The organism is Paracoccus sp. KR1-242, from assembly GCF_049446195.1.
Lineage (GTDB): Bacteria > Pseudomonadota > Alphaproteobacteria > Rhodobacterales > Rhodobacteraceae > Paracoccus > Paracoccus broussonetiae.
Genome location: NZ_JBMSED010000017.1, coordinates 60,868 through 77,627, shown reverse-complemented (window position 1 = coordinate 77,627; position 16,760 = coordinate 60,868). Strand labels below are relative to the sequence as shown.

At 63.6% G+C, this 16,760-nt stretch carries 16 protein-coding genes and 1 tRNA gene; 8 read left to right on the top strand and 9 right to left on the bottom strand.

What is annotated here, in order from left to right:
- Positions 1 to 52: 52 nt before the first annotated feature.
- From ACO2Q4_RS21920 to ACO2Q4_RS21905, 4 genes are all read right to left on the bottom strand, one after another.
- Complete coding sequence (locus ACO2Q4_RS21920; protein ID WP_311760502.1) at positions 53 to 1,183, bottom strand: OpgC domain-containing protein; 1,131 nt, start codon at positions 1,181 to 1,183, stop codon at positions 53 to 55.
- Entirely contained in the window at positions 1,180 to 3,351 is a 2,172-nt protein-coding gene (gene mdoH / locus ACO2Q4_RS21915; protein ID WP_423321944.1) for a glucans biosynthesis glucosyltransferase MdoH, read from the bottom strand. Before mdoH ends, ACO2Q4_RS21920 begins: the two co-directional genes overlap by 4 nt.
- Before the next feature lie 4 nt (positions 3,352 to 3,355).
- Entirely contained in the window at positions 3,356 to 4,933 is a 1,578-nt protein-coding gene (locus ACO2Q4_RS21910) for a glucan biosynthesis protein (RefSeq protein WP_311760504.1), read from the bottom strand.
- A 203-nt stretch (positions 4,934 to 5,136) separates the two neighbouring features.
- The gene (locus tag ACO2Q4_RS21905; protein WP_423321943.1) at positions 5,137 to 6,030 is read right to left on the bottom strand and encodes a hypothetical protein; all 894 of its coding nucleotides are present in this window, start codon (positions 6,028 to 6,030) and stop codon (positions 5,137 to 5,139) included.
- 133 nt (positions 6,031 to 6,163) lie between these two features.
- Here ACO2Q4_RS21905 and ACO2Q4_RS21900 point away from each other — a divergent pair, with 133 nt between their 5' ends.
- From ACO2Q4_RS21900 to ACO2Q4_RS21870, 7 genes are all read left to right on the top strand, one after another.
- Positions 6,164 to 6,595 carry a PepSY domain-containing protein gene (locus ACO2Q4_RS21900; RefSeq protein ID WP_423321942.1) on the top strand — a complete coding sequence of 144 codons (432 nt, stop codon included), beginning with the start codon at positions 6,164 to 6,166 and terminating at the stop codon, positions 6,593 to 6,595.
- Positions 6,592 to 7,254 carry a response regulator transcription factor gene (locus ACO2Q4_RS21895; RefSeq protein WP_311760507.1) on the top strand — a complete coding sequence of 221 codons (663 nt, stop codon included), beginning with the start codon at positions 6,592 to 6,594 and terminating at the stop codon, positions 7,252 to 7,254. The genes ACO2Q4_RS21900 and ACO2Q4_RS21895 overlap by 4 nt, the downstream gene beginning before the upstream one ends.
- Positions 7,251 to 8,576, top strand: coding sequence for an ATP-binding protein (locus ACO2Q4_RS21890; RefSeq protein WP_423321941.1), 1,326 nt, complete (start codon positions 7,251 to 7,253; stop codon positions 8,574 to 8,576). Before ACO2Q4_RS21895 ends, ACO2Q4_RS21890 begins: the two co-directional genes overlap by 4 nt.
- Positions 8,577 to 8,682: 106 nt before the next feature.
- On the top strand, positions 8,683 to 10,023 hold the full coding sequence (locus ACO2Q4_RS21885; RefSeq protein WP_423321940.1) for an NAD(P)-dependent oxidoreductase: 1,341 nt from the start codon (positions 8,683 to 8,685) through the stop codon (positions 10,021 to 10,023).
- Positions 10,010 to 11,245, top strand: a complete 1,236-nt coding sequence (locus ACO2Q4_RS21880) for a glycosyltransferase (protein WP_423321939.1) — start codon at positions 10,010 to 10,012, stop codon at positions 11,243 to 11,245. Before ACO2Q4_RS21885 ends, ACO2Q4_RS21880 begins: the two co-directional genes overlap by 14 nt.
- Before the next feature lie 19 nt (positions 11,246 to 11,264).
- Entirely contained in the window at positions 11,265 to 12,563 is a 1,299-nt protein-coding gene (preA, locus tag ACO2Q4_RS21875) for an NAD-dependent dihydropyrimidine dehydrogenase subunit PreA (RefSeq protein ID WP_423321938.1), read from the top strand.
- A 61-nt stretch (positions 12,564 to 12,624) separates the two neighbouring features.
- Positions 12,625 to 12,714 (top strand) — tRNA-Ser (locus tag ACO2Q4_RS21870).
- A 141-nt stretch (positions 12,715 to 12,855) separates the two neighbouring features.
- Here ACO2Q4_RS21870 and ACO2Q4_RS21865 read toward each other — a convergent pair.
- The 3 genes from ACO2Q4_RS21865 to ACO2Q4_RS21855 all read right to left on the bottom strand — a co-directional run bounded on the left by ACO2Q4_RS21865 (position 12,856) and on the right by ACO2Q4_RS21855 (position 14,796).
- Entirely contained in the window at positions 12,856 to 13,620 is a 765-nt protein-coding gene (locus ACO2Q4_RS21865; protein ID WP_423321937.1) for a hypothetical protein, read from the bottom strand.
- On the bottom strand, positions 13,617 to 13,838 hold the full coding sequence (locus tag ACO2Q4_RS21860; protein WP_423321936.1) for a hypothetical protein: 222 nt from the start codon (positions 13,836 to 13,838) through the stop codon (positions 13,617 to 13,619). The genes ACO2Q4_RS21865 and ACO2Q4_RS21860 overlap by 4 nt, the downstream gene beginning before the upstream one ends.
- Before the next feature lie 622 nt (positions 13,839 to 14,460).
- Positions 14,461 to 14,796: an excisionase family DNA-binding protein gene (locus ACO2Q4_RS21855; protein ID WP_423321935.1), complete on the bottom strand. Its 336-nt coding sequence runs from the start codon at positions 14,794 to 14,796 to the stop codon at positions 14,461 to 14,463.
- Positions 14,797 to 14,908: 112 nt separating this feature from the next.
- Here ACO2Q4_RS21855 and ACO2Q4_RS21850 point away from each other — a divergent pair, with 112 nt between their 5' ends.
- Entirely contained in the window at positions 14,909 to 15,166 is a 258-nt protein-coding gene (locus ACO2Q4_RS21850; RefSeq protein ID WP_423321934.1) for a hypothetical protein, read from the top strand.
- Between the two features lie 500 nt (positions 15,167 to 15,666).
- Here the strand turns inward: ACO2Q4_RS21850 and ACO2Q4_RS21845 are convergent, their stop codons facing one another.
- A complete protein-coding gene (locus ACO2Q4_RS21845) occupies positions 15,667 to 16,146 on the bottom strand; it encodes a hypothetical protein (RefSeq protein WP_423321933.1) in 480 nt (159 codons plus the stop codon).
- 2 nt (positions 16,147 to 16,148) lie between these two features.
- The gene (locus ACO2Q4_RS21840; RefSeq protein ID WP_423321932.1) at positions 16,149 to 16,754 is read right to left on the bottom strand and encodes a hypothetical protein; all 606 of its coding nucleotides are present in this window, start codon (positions 16,752 to 16,754) and stop codon (positions 16,149 to 16,151) included.
- Between the last annotated feature and the right edge of the window lie 6 nt (positions 16,755 to 16,760).

Genomic DNA, 16,760 nt, shown 5'->3' with positions numbered 1-16,760 from the left:
GCGCCGCTGCCTTGCGGACGGCAGCGCGTGGTCGACGTTTCCTTGCTTGGCGTTAACGGGTCAAGAGTGCGCGAAAGCGCCCCATCCATTGGTCCCGTCTCAACCACAGCGCCGAGGACACCCAAAGGGCAATAATGACCCACGCATCGATGCCCAGCCGCAGCAGGAAGCCCATTCCGCCCTCGGGGACGGTCATGTCAAGCGCGTCGCCCCAGATCGACAGAAGAACGCAGGTGACAAAGGACCAAAGCCCGCCGCGCCCGATCTCGGACAGGGCGCGTCCCAACTCGGTATTGGCCATCCATTCGAAGGCTGGCGCCAAAGGCACCGTCACCAGCCAGCTTGCGGCAAGGATCGAGATCAACCGCAAGCCGTCCAGCGACCACTTGTCGATCGAGCCATAGACCAGCTTCAGCATGTCCGCGGCGGGTTTTGCGGGCTCGCCGATCCGCCAGCAGACGATGATCGCCAACCCGAAAAGCAGGATCGAGACGGAAACCCCCGTCAGGACGCCCGACCTTTGCCGCAGCACCGGCATGATCTGGCTGCGGAACGCACCAAGCGCGACCCCGATGAAGAACAGAAGCTGCCAACCGAAGGGATTGAACAGCAGGCCCTGCTGTTCTCGCTGGTTCGGGATCAGAGTGTTCAAAGGCCCGGAAAGCCACCAGATTCCGACCGAAACCGCCATCGCGGTGAATGGCATGCGCAGCAGGAAAGGCACGGTGACGGGTGCCGTCAGGATCAGCAGCACATAAAGCGCCAGCACGTCCAGCAGGTTCGGCTGCATCCACATCAGCGCGACCGTCGCGATGTATCCAGCCGGGTTCTCGATGATCCAACGGGCATACTGGAACCAGACGGCGGTGTGGTTCAGCTTCAATTCGAACAACAGCCGCGACAGCAGCGCCAGCAGGACCGCCCCGATGATCAGGGCAAGCCAGACCTCATAGGCGCGTTTCAGGAAACGCCATTGCGCGGCCCGGCGCCCCTGCCGCGCCTCGACCTTGATCCAGACCATGCCGACCAGAAAGCCCGACAGCAGCACGAACAACTCTGCCGCGTCAAAGACGGTGAAATTGGCAAGGGTCAGGTTTCGCATGATGCTGAGCGGCATGTGATCCAGCATGATGCAGACCAGCGCATAGCCGCGCAGCATGTCCAGCGTGACGATCCGTTTCATTTCGGCAACTTCGCGAAGATGTCGACCAGGGTCCGGTTCTCAAGCATGGCAAGCTTTTCGGCCTCGGTCAGGAAACTCAGGGCCTCGGCCTGGGTGCCGGCATGGGCAAGCTTGGCCTCGGCCGAGATGGCGTCCAGCCGGCCCGCCGCCGGGCCGGAGGGCGCCCCTGCCCGCAGAAGCGAGGCGACGCGCGCCTGCATGGCCGGATCGCGGCCTACGGCGGCCAGGCCGTCTCGTGGCAGTGTGCCGGCGATGCGGTAATCCAGGGCGTTGGCGGCGGTCAGGATCTCTGGCGGATCGCGCTCTTCGGGCGTGACCAGAAGGCCGTGGCGGCGCGCCCAGCGGCCAAAGACCGGGCTGGCGGACCAGCGCGAGGTCATGGGCGACAGAATCAGTCCCGCCAGAATCGGCGACAGCCAGATCAGCTGGCCGGGGGAAAGGATCGCCAGCACGATCAAAGTGCCGATCCCCAGCGTCATGTGCAGCGAATGGCGGCGCAGCACCACCGACCATTGGGGCATCTGCCCGGCGCGGACCTGCGCCTCCCACCCGGAATCCCGCCCGCGCAGGATGTCGATGATCTGGCGGGTCTGGATCAGCATCTGAACCGGCGCGATCAGGGCCGAGAGCGTGATCTCGAACAGGGCCGAGGCCAGCAGCCTTGCGCTGCCCCCAGAATTCCGCGCGAGCGGCCGCAGCCAGGCGCGGAAGATGCCAATGAACTTCGGAATCAGCAGGAAGCACATCGCGGCAATGAACAGCCACAGCATCCGTACCGGGTCGAAGGTCGGCCAGTCAGGGAAAAGCTGGTAGGTCTGTGGGAAGTAATCCGGGCGTGACAGAAGCACATTTGCCGACAGCGCCAGTCCCACCAGAAGCATCGCCAGCCAGATCGGCGACATCAGGAAGCCCATGATTCCGATGACGAAATGCGCGCGGCTGACCCAGGTGAACCCGCGCGAGAAGATCAGGCGCGAATGTTGCAGATTGCCTTGCGCCCAACGGCGTTCCCGAACGGCCATGTCCAGCAGCGTGGGCGGGCTGCCCTCGAAGCTTTCGCGCAGGTCGTGGTCCAGCCGCACCTTCCAGCCCGCGCGGCGCATCAGCGCCGCTTCGACGAAGTCATGGCTGAGAATCGTGCCCCCGAAGGGCGGCTTGCCGGGCAGTTCCGGCAAGCCGCAGCATTCCGCAAAGGCCTTCACCCGGATGATCGCGTTATGGCCCCAGAAATTGCCGTTGTTGCCGGACCAGGCGGCGACGCCGCGCGCGATGGCGGGGCCATAGATGCGGCCTGCAAACTGGGTCAGGCGTGCAAAGATCGTCTGGCCTCCGACCAGCATCGGCATGGTCTGGATCAGGCCGACCGCGGGGTCGGCATTCATGCGCGCGGACAATGCCTTGATCGTGGTCGCGCCGACGACGCTGTCGGCGTCCAGCACCACCATCTGGTCATAGCGACCGCCCCAGCGAGTGACGAAATCGGCGATGTTTCCAGCCTTGCGCCCCTTGTTGCTGCGTCGCCGCCGATACCAGATCGGAACTGGAGATATGTCTCGCAATCTGCTGATTGCAATCATTTCCTCGAATACGGCGCTGGGTTGGCGGCTGTCGGACAACACGAAAATTTCGGTCCGGTGGCCCAAGCCCACGCGATACAAGTCGCGCGCTAGCGCCGCGAGCAGACCCGCGGTCGCCGCGGCATCCTCGTGATAGACGGGCATCGCCACGGCCAGTCGCGCCTCGTTCTCGCCCTCGGGTGTCGACAGGCGCGGCGCCAGGAAGCCCGCGATCATCGACGCGAACGAAAACCCGACCCAGGTGAAGGTCAGGCCAAACAGGACCAGCAGGACCGTCTGCAGAAAGGTCGGGTTGTCGCCGAAGACGGCGCGCATCTCTCGCAGGCCGGCCCAGGCGATCGCGGCCGCTCCGCCAAAGGCCACCAGTCGCGCAAGCATGGTGCGCAGGCTGGGCCAGCCGCTGTCGGGACCGTGCGGGGGCCTGCCGCGGAAATCCTGATCCGGCATCTCCAGATGGGCTTCGGGCGGGGTCGCGGGGCCGCCCGTCAGTTCAAGGTCAAGCGCCGCCCACTCCGCCTCTTCGGACAGGGGCAGGTCAACGCCGCCGTCGGCAGGCGATTGCAGCGGCATCAGCGGTTCGGTCTCGTTCACAATGTCACTCGCGCGTCCAGCGTGCGATCCACGTTTCGCTTAACGGGCCGTCCGGTCCATTCAGAACCGCCGAAAGGTCGGCGGGTTTCGTTCCGTCGGGAATATATTCAAAGGCCAGCCGCATTCGTCCCTGCTCGGGCAGGCGCAGCAGGTAGCTGTGCCCGATACTGCCGCTTGAAGCGCGGACCTGCGGAACCGGATCGTCGGCCCCGAACAAATCCAGGTCGAAGTCGATGACATAGGTGCGGGCCGTCGCGTTGTTTACAGATTGCCCCGACATCGTCTCCAGCACGCGCGCGATCGGGGCGCTGTCCGGCGGCTCGGGCGAGAAGCTGAGCATATAGTTGAAGTCGTAACGCTCATTCGCCTTCAGCGCGTCGGCGGGCTGCCAGAAGGTAACGATATTGTCGTTGAATTCGTTCTGCACCGGGATCTCGACCAGCGAGACGGTACCTTTGCCCCAGCCATCCTGCGGCGCGATCCAGGCCGAGGGCCGCTTTTCGTAACGCGCCTCGGCATCCTGATAGGCGTCGAAGTTGCGCGCACGCTGGGCTAGACCAAAGCCCAGCGGGTCCTGATCCACGAAGGCCGAGACCTGCAGCGTATTGTGCCCCGACAGAACCCGCCACAGGCGCTGCTCGCCCCCCGTCAGCATTTGCAGCCCGTCGCTGTCATGGACCGCCGGCCGATAGTCGTCAACGCGCGTGCGATCCGTCGGACCGAACCAGTACATCGAGGTCAGGGGCGCGATGCCGGCATTGGTCATGTCCTGCCGCGGGAACAACGCGACGCGGGTATCAAAGACCGTCTCGGCGCCCGGCGTGACGCGGAATTCATAGGCACCCGCGACCGAGCGGCTGTCCAGCAGCGCGTGGATCAGGACCGAGCGCTCCTGACCGCTCGGCTTGTGGATCCAGAAACCGCGGAACAGGGGAAACTCCTCTCCCTCGGCGGTGCCGGTGCCGATCGCCAGCCCGCGGGCCGAAATGCCGTAAAGCGTCCCGCGCGCCACGGCACGGAAATAGCTTGCACCCTGGAATACCGCGAATTCGTCCATCACGTCGGGGCGGTTCAGGGGCGCGCGCAGGCGGAAACCGGAAAAGCCCATGTTTCCGATGGTTTCGTAGTCGACGCCGTCAGGAAAAAGCGTCTGATCGAACTCGAACATATGGGGATCGAACTTGACCGGGATGACGATCCCCTCCTCGTCCACCAGGCTGATATCGACCGGCTCGTGGAAGATCGCTCCGGGCGGCAGAAGGTCCAGCGCAAAATCGCGGCTGCCCAGCCAGGGGTCCCGATCGCGACGGAAACGGATGCCACGATACTGGTCATAGGTCAGGTTGCCGAAGCTGCCCACCAGGTCCGCATCGCGATAGGCATAGGGGTTGGCCGCAAGATCGCGCGCCATGGCCGCCACATCTTCGAAGCCGAAGGGCTTGGGCTTTTCGGGGACCGGCGCCTCGGGCGCTGCGGGAGTCGCCGGAGCCTCTTGTGCGAAGGCCGCGCCAAGGCCCGAGCCGAGCGCCGATGCGGCCGTCATGGCGGCTCCGGCAGAGATGACGAACTCACGACGATACATTCACTTGTCCCAACTTTAGGTCCATCCCCCTCAGGGTCCGGAAATTCGGTGCGGATTTGGCATTGTGACAACAATCAGGCAAGCCTTTTCGAGACCTGTGGCGAGCCCTTGCCAAATCTTGATCGAATTTTTCCAAATAGAAAAGGCGCGGCAATTCACCGCGCCCATTCCAGCCGACAAGTTTCGACCGTCTTTGGTATCGCTTAGCGATTCAGCTCTCGAACGACGCGGCCATTCGGCGCGATTTCGACCAGCACCGGCTCGCCTTCGGGGTTCGTGGCCTGGGCCACCGTGACCCGCCCCTGCTGGAGAATCTGGCCCAGTTCGGTGTAGCCCGCCTCGGTCAGGGTGGAGCGGATGGCATCCGGGGTCAGCGGATCGCCGCCTGCCGGCGGGTTCACGCCGTCCGGGCCGTCACCGGGGCCCATGCGGCCTTCATGGCGCGGGCCCTTGTGGTCCCGGTCGCCGCGGTCATGGTCGCCGTGGTCGCGGCCACCGTCGCGGCGCCAGTGACCACGATCGTCGTCGCGGCCCCGACCGTCGCGGTCGCCGTCATGACGGCGGTGATGGCGATCACCGTCCGGACCCATGCCCGGCCCGTGACCTTCGTCGTCACCACGGCCAAAGCGCATCAGGGTGCCGTCCTCGGCAAAGGCGGCGCGCACCGATTTCGACTTTGCGTCCTGCCCTGCCAGCATGACGCCGCGGTCGCCAAGGAAGATCGCCTCGATCTGACCCAGTTCGCCGAAAATCTGCTGACCGCGCACGGCCTGCGGCACCAGTCGCTCGACCAGCGCGGACGGCAGCGGCGCGTCATCGCGGCTGCGGATGCCGCGAAGGCCACCCTGTTCGTCCAGCATGATCCCGATCTCGGTGCCGTCCGGCAGCTTGCCGGACACGCGCGAGCCGTGGCGCGACGACTTGCTGGTCAGATCGGTGAGCCCCGCATCGCGCAGCGCCTCGGGCAGCACCACCTGCGCCTGCGCCCCGGCCTCGGCAGCCTCGGGCTGCTGCGGTGCGGTCTGGGCAAGGACCGGCCCGGCCAGCAGCGACATCAGGGCCGCCGCGGCGACCGATGAGGTGAAATATCTGCTCATGTCTTCATCCTGGTTCTTGTTGTCCATCGGGGCGGATGCGCCCCATGCGAATCACATCTAGCCGGCCTGTCACCAACCGAGTTCCAATGTCCCGTTTGGCTTTCGTTTGGATTTCTCGCAATATGGTCTTCGCATGTTCCGGCTTGCTCCGATACCCGCCCTGATGCGCCCTGCGCTGATCCTTGCCGCGACCGGTCTGGCGCTGCTTGTTCCGCTTGCCGGACTGCATGCGGATCCGGACGATCGCGGCTATTCCCGCGATTACGACGACGATACCGAACGCGAGTTCGACTTGCTGGAGCAACCCGGCTTTCGCATCATCCCCTTGCAGGATGCCGTGCGTCGTGCGACCGACCGCTTCCGCGGTCGCCTGATCGCCGCCCGGCTGCGCCCCCCCTATCCCGAGGAGGAGGAGCGCGGGGTTGAACTGGTCCACGAATTGCGGCTGCTGACCCCCCGGCGCGACGTGCTGCTGATCCGTCTGGACGCGCGCACCGGCGACTTTCTGGAGGTTCGCGGCGCGGGCCTTGCCGAGGCCCGCCGCAAGAATGGAGACGACGAATGAGATGCCTGATCGTCGAGGACGACCCTGTCCTTGCGACCCAGCTGGCCCAGGCGCTGGGTGATGGTGGCTTTGCCTGCGACACGGCGGCGGACGGGGAACGCGGCGAATACCTGGGTGCGACGGAAAGCTATGACCTTGCGATCCTTGACCTTGGCCTGCCGGGTCTTCCCGGAATCGAGGTGCTGACCCGCTGGCGCGAGGCGGGCGTCTCGATGCCGGTGCTGATCCTGACCGCACGGGGCGACTGGACCGACAAGGTCGCGGGTTTTCGCGCCGGGGCCGATGACTATGCGGTAAAGCCCTTCCGGCTTGACGAGGTGGTCATCCGCGCCCAGACACTGGTGCGCCGCGCAGCGGGGCATGCGCAGGCCGTCATCAAGGCGGGACCGCTGAAGCTGGACAGTCAGCTTGGCGTCATTACGCGCAATGGGATGGCGCTGCGGCTGACCGGGTTCGAAACGCGGATCCTGTCCTATCTTATCCATCACCAGAATCGCATCGTCAGCCGGACCGAGCTTTCAGATCACCTGTATGACGCCGCCGCCGACCGCGACTTCAAGTCGATCGAGGTCGTCATCGGCCGCTTGCGCAAGAAGATCGGCGAAGGCCTGATCGAGACGCGGCGCGGCGAAGGCTATGTCCTGCGGGCTCCGGATTGAAACGCCCCCGGTTCTTTCGAGATTCGATCCGGGCGCGGCTGATCGGCCTGTCCGCGCTGCTGATCGGTGCGGCGCTGGTCGCCGGATACCTGACCATTGCCGCCATTCTGGACAGCTTCATCACCGACCGTTTCGACGCGGAATCCGAAGCGGTGGCCGATGCGCTGATCGCCGGGGCTACCGTGGACGACGCGGGTCGTCTGGTCGCGGGGCCTGCACCCACCGACCCGCGCTTTGGCATCCCCCTTTCCGGCTGGTTCTGGCAGATCCAGCAGGATGGCCGCGTCGCCGCGAAATCGGCCTCGCTTTTCGACATCGTCATGACCCCGCCCGAGGCGGATTTCATCGGCGGGGCCGGAACCGGTCCGGGGGGCCAGCCGCTGCGCGTGCTGCGTCATACCTTTACCCTGCCCGACAGCAACTCGGTGATGGCGGTGGTCGTATCGGCCCCGCGCGCGGAAATCGACGAAAGCGTGTCGCGCCTGCGCAGGCCGCTTGCCGTATCCTTGTCCGTACTGGGGCTGGCTTTGGCGCTGGCCAGCGTGCTGCAGGTCGCGGCGGGGCTGCGCAGCCTGGACAAGCTGGGGCGCGACCTGCGCGCGATCCGTTCGGGCAAGGCCGATCACCTGCCCCTGCCCCCGGTATCGGAACTGCGCCCGGTCGCGTCTGAGATCAACGGCCTGCTGGAGCAGAACCGCCGCGTCCTGTCGCGGACGCGCGAGCATGTCGGGAACCTTGCCCATTCGCTGAAGACGCCGCTTGCGGCGCTGGACAACACCCTGCCCGCCGACCACCCCGGCCACGCGCTGGTCGCACGCATGGACCGCCAGATTGGTTGGCACCTGCGCCGTGCCCGCAGTTCCGGCGCATCACGCGTTCTGGGGCAGCGCACCCCCGTGACACCGGTGGCCGAGGATATCCTGATGGTCCTGCGCGGCCCGATCCGCGACTCCGGTCTGCAAATCGATCTGGACCTGCCCCCCGCGCTGGCCTTTGCCGGAGAGCGGCAGGATCTTGAGGAGATGATGGGCAACCTGATCGAGAACGCGGTGAAATGGGCGAATGCCCAAATCCATATCTCGGGCCGTCCCGATGGCACCGATCGTCTGCTGGTGCGGATCGAGGATGATGGCCCCGGCATGTCGGCCGAGGATCACGCCCTTGCGATTGCGCGGGGTGGCCGGCTGGACGAAAGCGGTCCACCCGGAACGGGGCTGGGGCTGGCAATCGTCGCCGATCTGGCGGCACTGCATGGCGGGCAATTGCGGCTGCAGCGATCTGACCTGGGGGGACTCGCGGCGATCCTGGCTTTGCCTGCCTGAAATATTCGCAGTCCTCCGGTTCCCGGTTTTTTACCATTTGATAAAAAAACGGACCTGTGCCAGCCTGATTCCAACAAAAGAACAAGCAAGCAGGGAGGTCACGCGGATGACCAACAGCCAGCTCACGCCCGGCGTGGTGTCGGGACGTTTGCCAGCATCTTCCTATGCCGAGAATTTCGCGGATGTCGCGCCCCCGCTTGTCGGGAACGAGGCGCGGATCGCGGCGGACAGGTGCTATTTCTGCCATGATGCCCCTTGTGTCACGGCCTGTCCGACCTCGATCGACATTCCGCTGTTCATTCGGCAGATCGCAACCGGAACGCCCGACGCGGCGGCCCGGACCATCTTTCACCAGAACATCCTGGGCGGCATCTGCGCCCGCGTCTGCCCGACCGAGAACCTGTGCGAAGGTTCCTGCGTGCGGATGGAGGCCGAGGGCAAGCCGGTCGAGATTGGCGCGCTGCAGCGCTATGCCACGGACCATCTGATGGCACAGGATGAGCATCCTTTCCGTCGCGGCCCTGCGACCGGTAAAAGGATCGCGGTCGTGGGGGCCGGCCCCGCCGGGCTTTCCGCCGCGCACCGCCTTGCGGCCAAGGGCAATGACGTTACCCTGTTCGATGCGCGGCCCAAGCCCGGCGGCCTGAACGAATATGGGATCGCCAGCTACAAGGCCGTCGACGGCTTCGCCGGGCGCGAGGTAGAATGGCTGATGGGCATCGGTGGCATCACTTTGGAAAGCGGCAAGGCGCTGGGTCGCGACATCACACTCGACGCACTGCGCGAAGGGTTCGATGCGGTGTTCCTTGGGCTGGGCTTGCAAGGCGTGAACGCGCTGGGAGCTGAGGGTGAAGAGCGTGGCAATGTCGGTCATGCCGTTGATTTCATCCGCGATCTGCGCCAGACCGGCGATCTGTCGAGTCTGCCCATCGGGCGGGATGTGGTCGTGATCGGGGGCGGCATGACCGCGATCGACGCGGCCGTGCAGGCCCGGCTTCTGGGGGCGCAGAACGTCACCATCGTCTATCGCCGCGATCAGTCGCGCATGTCAGCCAGCCGGCACGAACAGGACCATGCCACCCAGTCCGGCGTCCGCATCATCTGCAACGCCGCGCCCGTGAAGGTGCATGGCAATGGCACGGTCAGTGAAGTCGAGTTCATGTATACAAGCGAAGGCCCGAACGGGCTTGAGGATACCGGTCAGCGATTCCGCCTGCCCGCCGACCAGCTGCTTCGCGCCATCGGCCAAAAGCTGGATGGCGCGCCGGCGGACCTGGCCATGTCGGGCGGCAAGATTGCCGTCACCGGGCGTGGCCGCAGTTCCTTGGCCGGTGTCTGGGCCGGGGGCGATTGTGCCGCGGGTGGGGATGATCTGACCGTGACCGCCGTTGCCGAGGGTCGCGATGCAGCCGAGGATATCCACGAGGCGTTGAATGGCCGTGCCTGACGATTCCCTGCTGCTCGGCTTCAGCGCCCCGCTGTTTCGCGATCCGGGCGGGCGGCTTCTGGCCGAGCGGCAGACAATCCTTGGGCTCAAGGCATGGCGTGACAACTTTTCGCACGTCACGGCCTTTTCAATCTGCCATGACGGCCCCGCGCCGCCGGGCTGGCAGGATGTCGAGGCCGAGGGCATCGGCCCCGAGGTCGAGACGGTGCCCCTGCCCAATACCTATCGGTTCAAGACCTTGATGCGCCAGCGGCGCGAACTGTCCGAGTCGATGCGTGTCTTGATGGGAAAGGCGCGCTACCGGACCTTCGCCTATGGCGGCTGGATCGGCGATCCGGGTGAAATCGCGGCATCGGTCGCGCGACGAAACGGGCTGTCTCATGCCATCTGGTTCGACCGTGTCGAATCCCAGGTCGCCCGGACCGAGGCCGGGGCTTCACTGGCGGCCCGCACCAAGGGAAATCTGCGCGCGGCAGTTTTTACCTATCACGAAAATCGGGCCGCGCGCGCTGCCGACCTGACACTGCTGCATGGCGCGACGGTCTTCGATCATTTCAAGGGCATCGCCCGCAACCCCCACCAGGTCGAGGATATTCACTATACCGAAAGTGACCATGCCCCCGCGGACTTCATCGAGCGCAAGGCCACCGAAGTCGGCGATGGGGTCCTGAACATTCTTTACTGCGGTCGTGCCGCCGCGATGAAGGGGCCGCTTGACTGGATCCGCACCATCGCCGCGCTGAAGGAACGCGGCATTTCATTCCGCGCCCGCTGGCTTGGCGACGGAGAGATGCTGAACGAGATGCGCGTCGCCGCCGCCCGCGCCGGACTGACCGGAACCGACCTGACGTTCGAGGGGTTCGTCAGCGATCCCGACAAGGTTCGCGAGGCCTATCGCAAGGCAGATCTGCTTCTGTTCTGCCACCTGACCGACGAATCCCCACGCAACCTGATCGAAAGCCTGCTCTCCGCCACGCCGATCATCGGCTATCGCGATCCCTATTCCGCTGGACTGGTAGAGGAAAAGGGCGCGGGCATGCTGGTGCGCCGCGGCGACGTGGCGCGACTGGTCGAAGCCGTCGCCGCGCTGGCCACCGACCGCGCGCGCCTTTCCGACTTGATCCGGCGGGCAGGCGCGTCGGCCAGACATCTTACCCAGGCCAATGTCTTCCGCCGCCGCAGTGAAATCATTCGCAGCCAACTGAACCAGCCACGTCGCTGACGTAGCCAGAGAGGGTCACATGTCCAGTCTCAGCACCGAATTCGTGGGGATCAAGTCGCCCAATCCGTTCTGGCTTGCCTCGGCCCCGCCCACCGACAAGGAGATCAACGTCCGCCGGGCCTTTCAGGCCGGTTGGGGCGGCGTCGTGTGGAAGACCCTGGGATCCGAGGGGCCGCCCGTCGTGAACGTGAACGGCCCGCGTTATGGCGTTGTCTATGGTGCCGACCGGCGCGTCCTTGGCATCAACAATATCGAACTGATTACCGATCGCCCGCTCGAGGTGAACCTGCGCGAGATCAAGTCCGTCAAGCGCGACTATCCCGACCGCGCGCTGGTCATCAGCCTGATGGTGCCCTGTGACGAGGAAAGCTGGAAGGCAATCCTGAAGCAGGTCGAGGATACCGGTGCCGACGGGGTCGAACTGAACTTCGGCTGTCCCCATGGCATGGCCGAACGCGGCATGGGTTCCGCTGTGGGCCAGGTGCCGGAATATATCGAGATGGTGACACGTTGGGTGAAGCAGCATTCCCGCATGCCCTGCATTGTCAAACTGACCCCGAACATCAGCGATATCCGTAAGCCAGCCGAGGCCGCGATGCGCGGCGGAGCCGATGCGGTCAGCCTGATCAATACGGTGAACTCGATCACCTCGGTCGACCTCGACCTTTTCGCGCCGCAGCCGACCATCGACGGCAAAGGCAGCCACGGCGGCTATTGCGGCCCCGCGGTCAAGCCGATCGCGCTGAACATGGTGGCCGAGATTGCGCGCAACCAGGCGACCCGCGGTCTGCCGATTTCAGGCATCGGGGGCATCACGACCTGGCGCGACGCGGCCGAGTTCATGGCGTTGGGGGCCGGAACCGTGCAGGTCTGCACTGCCGCTATGACCTATGGCTTCAAGGTGGTTCAGGAAATGATCTCCGGCCTGAAGGAGTACCTGGAGGACAAGCAGATCTCGATGTCGGACCTGATCGGACGTGCGGTCCCGAACGTCACCGACTGGCAGTATCTGAACCTGAACTACACCACCAAGGCGGTGATCGATCAGCAGGCCTGCATCGGATGTGGGCGATGCTATGCCGCCTGCGAGGACACGTCGCACCAGGCCATCGCCATGGGCCCGGGCCGCGTCTTCACCGTCAAGGACGATGAATGCGTGGCCTGCAACCTTTGCGTCGATATCTGCCCTGTCGAGAATTGCATCACCATGCGTGAGCTTGCCGTGGGCGAGATGGACCCTCGCACCGGCCGCACCGTCCAGCCCTATGCCAACTGGACGACGCATCAGAACAATCCGATGGCGCAGGCGGCAGAATAAGTCGCCCTGGCCTTCGGCACCCCTTGTTCCCCGTACGGCTTCGCGCTAGTCCCATGCGGTCGGAGGAGTGGCAGAGCGGTTTAATGCACCGGTCTTGAAAACCGACGTGGGGGCAACTCCACCGTGGGTTCGAATCCCACCTCCTCCGCCATTTATTTGTGTAAGTGTATGTTTTTACTAAATAAATTGGCAGCTACGATATAGCGACCCCTCAGTCATTCCCCCATCCGATTTGGGAATATCCCGGACGATTCGGGAAGGATGCCCCCGACCTAAGCCGGGGGCGATCTGGTCAAATCACTTCCAGCAACGCCGCGCCGAGCATTCCCGCAAGGCTGGTCTTGTGAGTGAGGCTGTCGTCCATATGGCCGAGATAACAATCTGTCCGATGCATGCGGCTGAGCGCTGCACAGGCCGCGGCCTTGATCTTGACGCCTTCCATGGTCCGCGACGGTTCCGTAACGATCCTGCGGACCAAGGCAAATAGATCGCTTGAGGTAGTGTTGCGCTTTTTGTGGATCTCGGCAAAGCCGCTCTCGCGAACGATCCGCGCGCGTTCGGCCAGATAGCCGGGAAGCAATGCCAAACCAAGCTCGGCAGTGGCTATTTCCTGATATCGGTATCGGCGGAAGCCTTTGCCGAGAGATCGTTTGCGCTTGTCGTCCTTCGCCAATAATGCACGGGCGCGATCGATATCTTCTTCCATTTCGGCGGCAGTCTTGATGCTCCACGGCGCCGCTTCACCGTCCCGGATCAGGCCGCATCCGACGAGATCGCGCTCAAGCTCGCGACCGTAGCCAAGCCCTCCCCATTTGTTGCAGCATTGCTCCGGGGCGAGCGGCCATTGCGGGGACCAGAACTCCCAAGCCTCGAACCAAGCCGCGCGGGCTTCCTGATAGGCTTGTTCGATCTCGGGCAACTTCTCCCCGAGGACTAGCAACTCGGGGTTCTCTTGGGTCTGCGCTTCTGCCTCCACCGCGCGATCGAGTGCAGCAACCGGGACCGTGCCAGCAGCAAAAGCAGCTGGGGCGAGCTTAAGAAATCCACGGCGCTTCATGCTTCACCCCCCAGCCGGGCAAGCCGGCGATGAGCGGCGCGCAGGGCCTCACGTTGGAAGCGCACGGCGTTACGGATGGAAAAGAAGCCGCCCGCGCCGGTTTCGATCTCGTCCAGCGCCAGGCGCAGCTTTTCAGAGATCAGGACGCGTTCGCTGTCCTTCATCGCATTCTTCGGGACGGCCGAGTTTGACGGCGCGTTGTGGGAAATGGTGATCATGTCGGTTCTCACAGTTTGGCTTTCCACAGCCGTAGCTGGTAGCGGACCAGCAGCCGGGGGTTGGAAACCTGCTGTGAGACAGGTCGGATGACTTTAAGGTTTCCCTCTGGACATAGCATCCGCCCCCGGCCATATTGGTCGGGACGCAGATGCCCGCCAAGGCATCCGTCAATTCAACCGCGAGCGCCCGCGCCAACGGATGCTCAACCTCGCCAAAGGTATGCGGTCTATCACAGTCAGGGTTTCCACACCCACTGACTAGGCTACACCCACATGACGATCGGATGCAAGTCTTGCCCTTCGGGGCTATCGGCTTGCCTGCGCTGTCGACGTCAGCTTAGGTGTGGGAACGAAACCGCTGAGGTGTTCCAACTTGCCGATGACAGTCGAAACCAGAGCAGTTCGGCTTGTAGCTGCACTTGAGCGGGCCGGAAGGCCGGTGAGTTCGCTGACGATCACCCGCGAAGAAATTAAGGTTACCTTCACTGACCACGAAGAACCCGTTGTAAGCCCCATCGATCTTATCGATTGGCGTCAAATTCCGTTCGCCAAGAAGAGACCCGATAGAAAATAGTGCCGAGGCTAAGCGGATGGGCCGGTCAGATCCTCTCAGAAGGCGGTGCTAATCCAGCTTGCTGCGCGACTTTTTCAACGCCGCCGCAGCTTTTTGCGCTCTGTCCATGGATTGGTCTTCGTCATCTTTCATGGTTCGCCTTCTGCGCGGTGTCGTATGCCGAACGAATATAACGTCTCCGGTCGGTGGCTGCGCTGGTGCTTTCTTCTCGATAGCGGCCGCCGCTTCGTATTCTTCGACAGCAGCATGTGGGATGCGATACAATTTTCCTACTCGAAAGGACCGGATTTGCCCCGATGCAGCCATGTTGCGCACCATTGTGGCTGAACACTCCCAGCGGTCCGCCAAAGTTTCGGGAGTGAACGGCCGTCGTTCATCGAACATCGTTTTTCTCCGTACCAAAGGCCAAAAAGTTTATGTCTAAATCTAGCGTTTGCAATTGATTTCAGTCGTTTGAATCCTATGTCACGAATCCGGTTCACAACGGAGTTACCAAATGCCTCGCGTTCTAGATGAAACAAAACGAGATGAACTACTTGCGACGATCGTCGAAAGCTACCCGGATGAGGTGGATGTGGGTGCGCTGGGTATCGATGATGAGGGCGTGTGTCGGGCCACGCTTGCCTACATGGAAGAAAATGGCTTCATAAATGTTCGGTGGATACCGGCGATGGCAGGCAAGTCACCGCTTAACGTATCGGCGACTGCATACGGCTATGACTATGCTGAAAAGGCCGGTCTTCTCGAAGATTGAACCGTAAGGTATGCGCAAATTTGCGCATACCTTATCCGTTCTCACTGTTGCCACTCGCACAAACCGTTCCATCGCGCCTCAGAAAGTCATCACCCTAGCCAGTATCCGGTCGAGGCGGACGGGCGTGAGGCGCTGGACGTAGCGGCGCTTCGGGCGTCCGACGCTTGCGGCAAGAGCACAGGGATGGCAGCAGAAGCGGTGCTTGCGGTATGACCGGAAAACCTTTCCGCAATGGTCGCAGGAGCGAGGCGTTCCAATCACCTTGCGCCGCGCGCAGAACGCCGCATAGGCGCATCGATCGCTGCAATAGACCGCGTGTCGCCGCATCGTCACCGGCATATCGTGCCCGCAGTGAGCGCATTTGCGATCAGCGATTTCTTCCAGTCGCGCCGCCTGTTCGAGCGCAATGCGACTCGCGTTGCAGCATTTTGCCGAACAATACTTCTGGCTCGCCCTCGCCCTGTCCGGAAGGTCGCGGCCACACTGCTCGCAATGATGCGTCAGATCCAGCGGATCGCTGACCTCACCACGCGATCCTCGTCCATCTCCTTGAGACGAGTGATCCGGGCGCCGTGCGCCACTGCGCAACTGTTGCCGCAGAACTTGTGATGTCCCTCGGGCAATGGCTTGTGACAGCGAACGCAAAGGGTCCGCTCGATCAGGGTTCCGGCGTGAACGGTCCATTCAGGTTGTCCTTCATTCCAGCTTGGTCGCGTCGCCCGAACGACCGAGAACGCGTTATCCAGAAGCTCGCGGGCCATGCCGTCGGCGTCCTGCCAGCGCCAGCCAATGCGGCACAGGTCAGCGCGGATCGCCGCCCGAAGCGGTCCTTCCAGGCCGAACAGCGTGGCCGTCGCCCCCGCCTCAAACGCCAGACGGATCGCCGCGACTAGCTCTTTCACCAGCGCATCGAAGCGGCCCGCGCCAAGGCGACCACGGCGGGCCTCGGTCTCGCGCCGGGCCATGATGCGATCGTGCATCTTCATCCGCGCCAGCGCACGTTGTAGCCGTTGGCATAGAGCGGCAGGCGCTCCAGCCCTTTGTCGCCGGGATACCGTGCCTTCTGGTCTGCATCAGTCCATCGGCCACGCGGCGCCATGTTGCGGCGGAAAAAGTTTCCCTCAGCCTCAATGCGGATCGTCCGCTGATTGGAGCCAGTCGCAGACCAGGGCATGCGCTGCATCGTTCCCGAATAGAGAGCCATTGGACTGCCAACCGGCTGACCATGCTGGATCTCGCTGCCAGAAACCTCCACGTCATCCATAGCGAACAATTGCAAAAACACGGTCACGGCGCGATCGCGAACCCGGTCCTTGGCACTCAGCGCCAGCGCCAACATCTCGGGCGTGGCAGCGACATCGAACGTCACTTGCTGTGCGCTTACCTGATAGGTCGAGCTGATCTCGCTGATGGTGATCAGATCCCCGAGGCCCTGCCAAGTATGACCTGCAACCTCCAGATCGCCAAAGCCAGTCCACCAACGTTTGGGGCTGTCCAGAAAGTCCATGTGAACCAGCACCGCCTGTCCGATACGACCGGAGCGCAAAACCTCGTCAGGGATCGCAAGAAGATCTTCACGTGCGCCCATGCTGGC

What these genes read in the sequence shown, in the direction of transcription:
- ACO2Q4_RS21900 (WP_423321942.1), top strand. Translation starts at nt 6,164, where the DNA reads ATGTTCCGGCTTGCTCCGATACCCGCCCTGATGCGCCCTGCGCTGATC.
- ACO2Q4_RS21885 (WP_423321940.1), top strand. Translation starts at nt 8,683, where the DNA reads ATGACCAACAGCCAGCTCACGCCCGGCGTGGTGTCGGGACGTTTGCCA.
- ACO2Q4_RS21880 (WP_423321939.1), top strand. Translation starts at nt 10,010, where the DNA reads ATGGCCGTGCCTGACGATTCCCTGCTGCTCGGCTTCAGCGCCCCGCTG.
- ACO2Q4_RS21895 (WP_311760507.1), top strand. Translation starts at nt 6,592, where the DNA reads ATGAGATGCCTGATCGTCGAGGACGACCCTGTCCTTGCGACCCAGCTG.
- ACO2Q4_RS21865 (WP_423321937.1), bottom strand. Translation starts at nt 13,620, where the DNA reads ATGAAGCGCCGTGGATTTCTTAAGCTCGCCCCAGCTGCTTTTGCTGCT.
- ACO2Q4_RS21855 (WP_423321935.1), bottom strand. Translation starts at nt 14,796, where the DNA reads ATGTTCGATGAACGACGGCCGTTCACTCCCGAAACTTTGGCGGACCGC.
- preA (WP_423321938.1), top strand. Translation starts at nt 11,265, where the DNA reads ATGTCCAGTCTCAGCACCGAATTCGTGGGGATCAAGTCGCCCAATCCG.
- ACO2Q4_RS21845 (WP_423321933.1), bottom strand. Translation starts at nt 16,146, where the DNA reads ATGCACGATCGCATCATGGCCCGGCGCGAGACCGAGGCCCGCCGTGGT.
- ACO2Q4_RS21860 (WP_423321936.1), bottom strand. Translation starts at nt 13,838, where the DNA reads ATGATCACCATTTCCCACAACGCGCCGTCAAACTCGGCCGTCCCGAAG.
- ACO2Q4_RS21910 (WP_311760504.1), bottom strand. Translation starts at nt 4,933, where the DNA reads ATGTATCGTCGTGAGTTCGTCATCTCTGCCGGAGCCGCCATGACGGCC.
- ACO2Q4_RS21840 (WP_423321932.1), bottom strand. Translation starts at nt 16,754, where the DNA reads ATGGGCGCACGTGAAGATCTTCTTGCGATCCCTGACGAGGTTTTGCGC.
- ACO2Q4_RS21905 (WP_423321943.1), bottom strand. Translation starts at nt 6,030, where the DNA reads ATGAGCAGATATTTCACCTCATCGGTCGCCGCGGCGGCCCTGATGTCG.
- ACO2Q4_RS21850 (WP_423321934.1), top strand. Translation starts at nt 14,909, where the DNA reads ATGCCTCGCGTTCTAGATGAAACAAAACGAGATGAACTACTTGCGACG.
- ACO2Q4_RS21920 (WP_311760502.1), bottom strand. Translation starts at nt 1,183, where the DNA reads ATGAAACGGATCGTCACGCTGGACATGCTGCGCGGCTATGCGCTGGTC.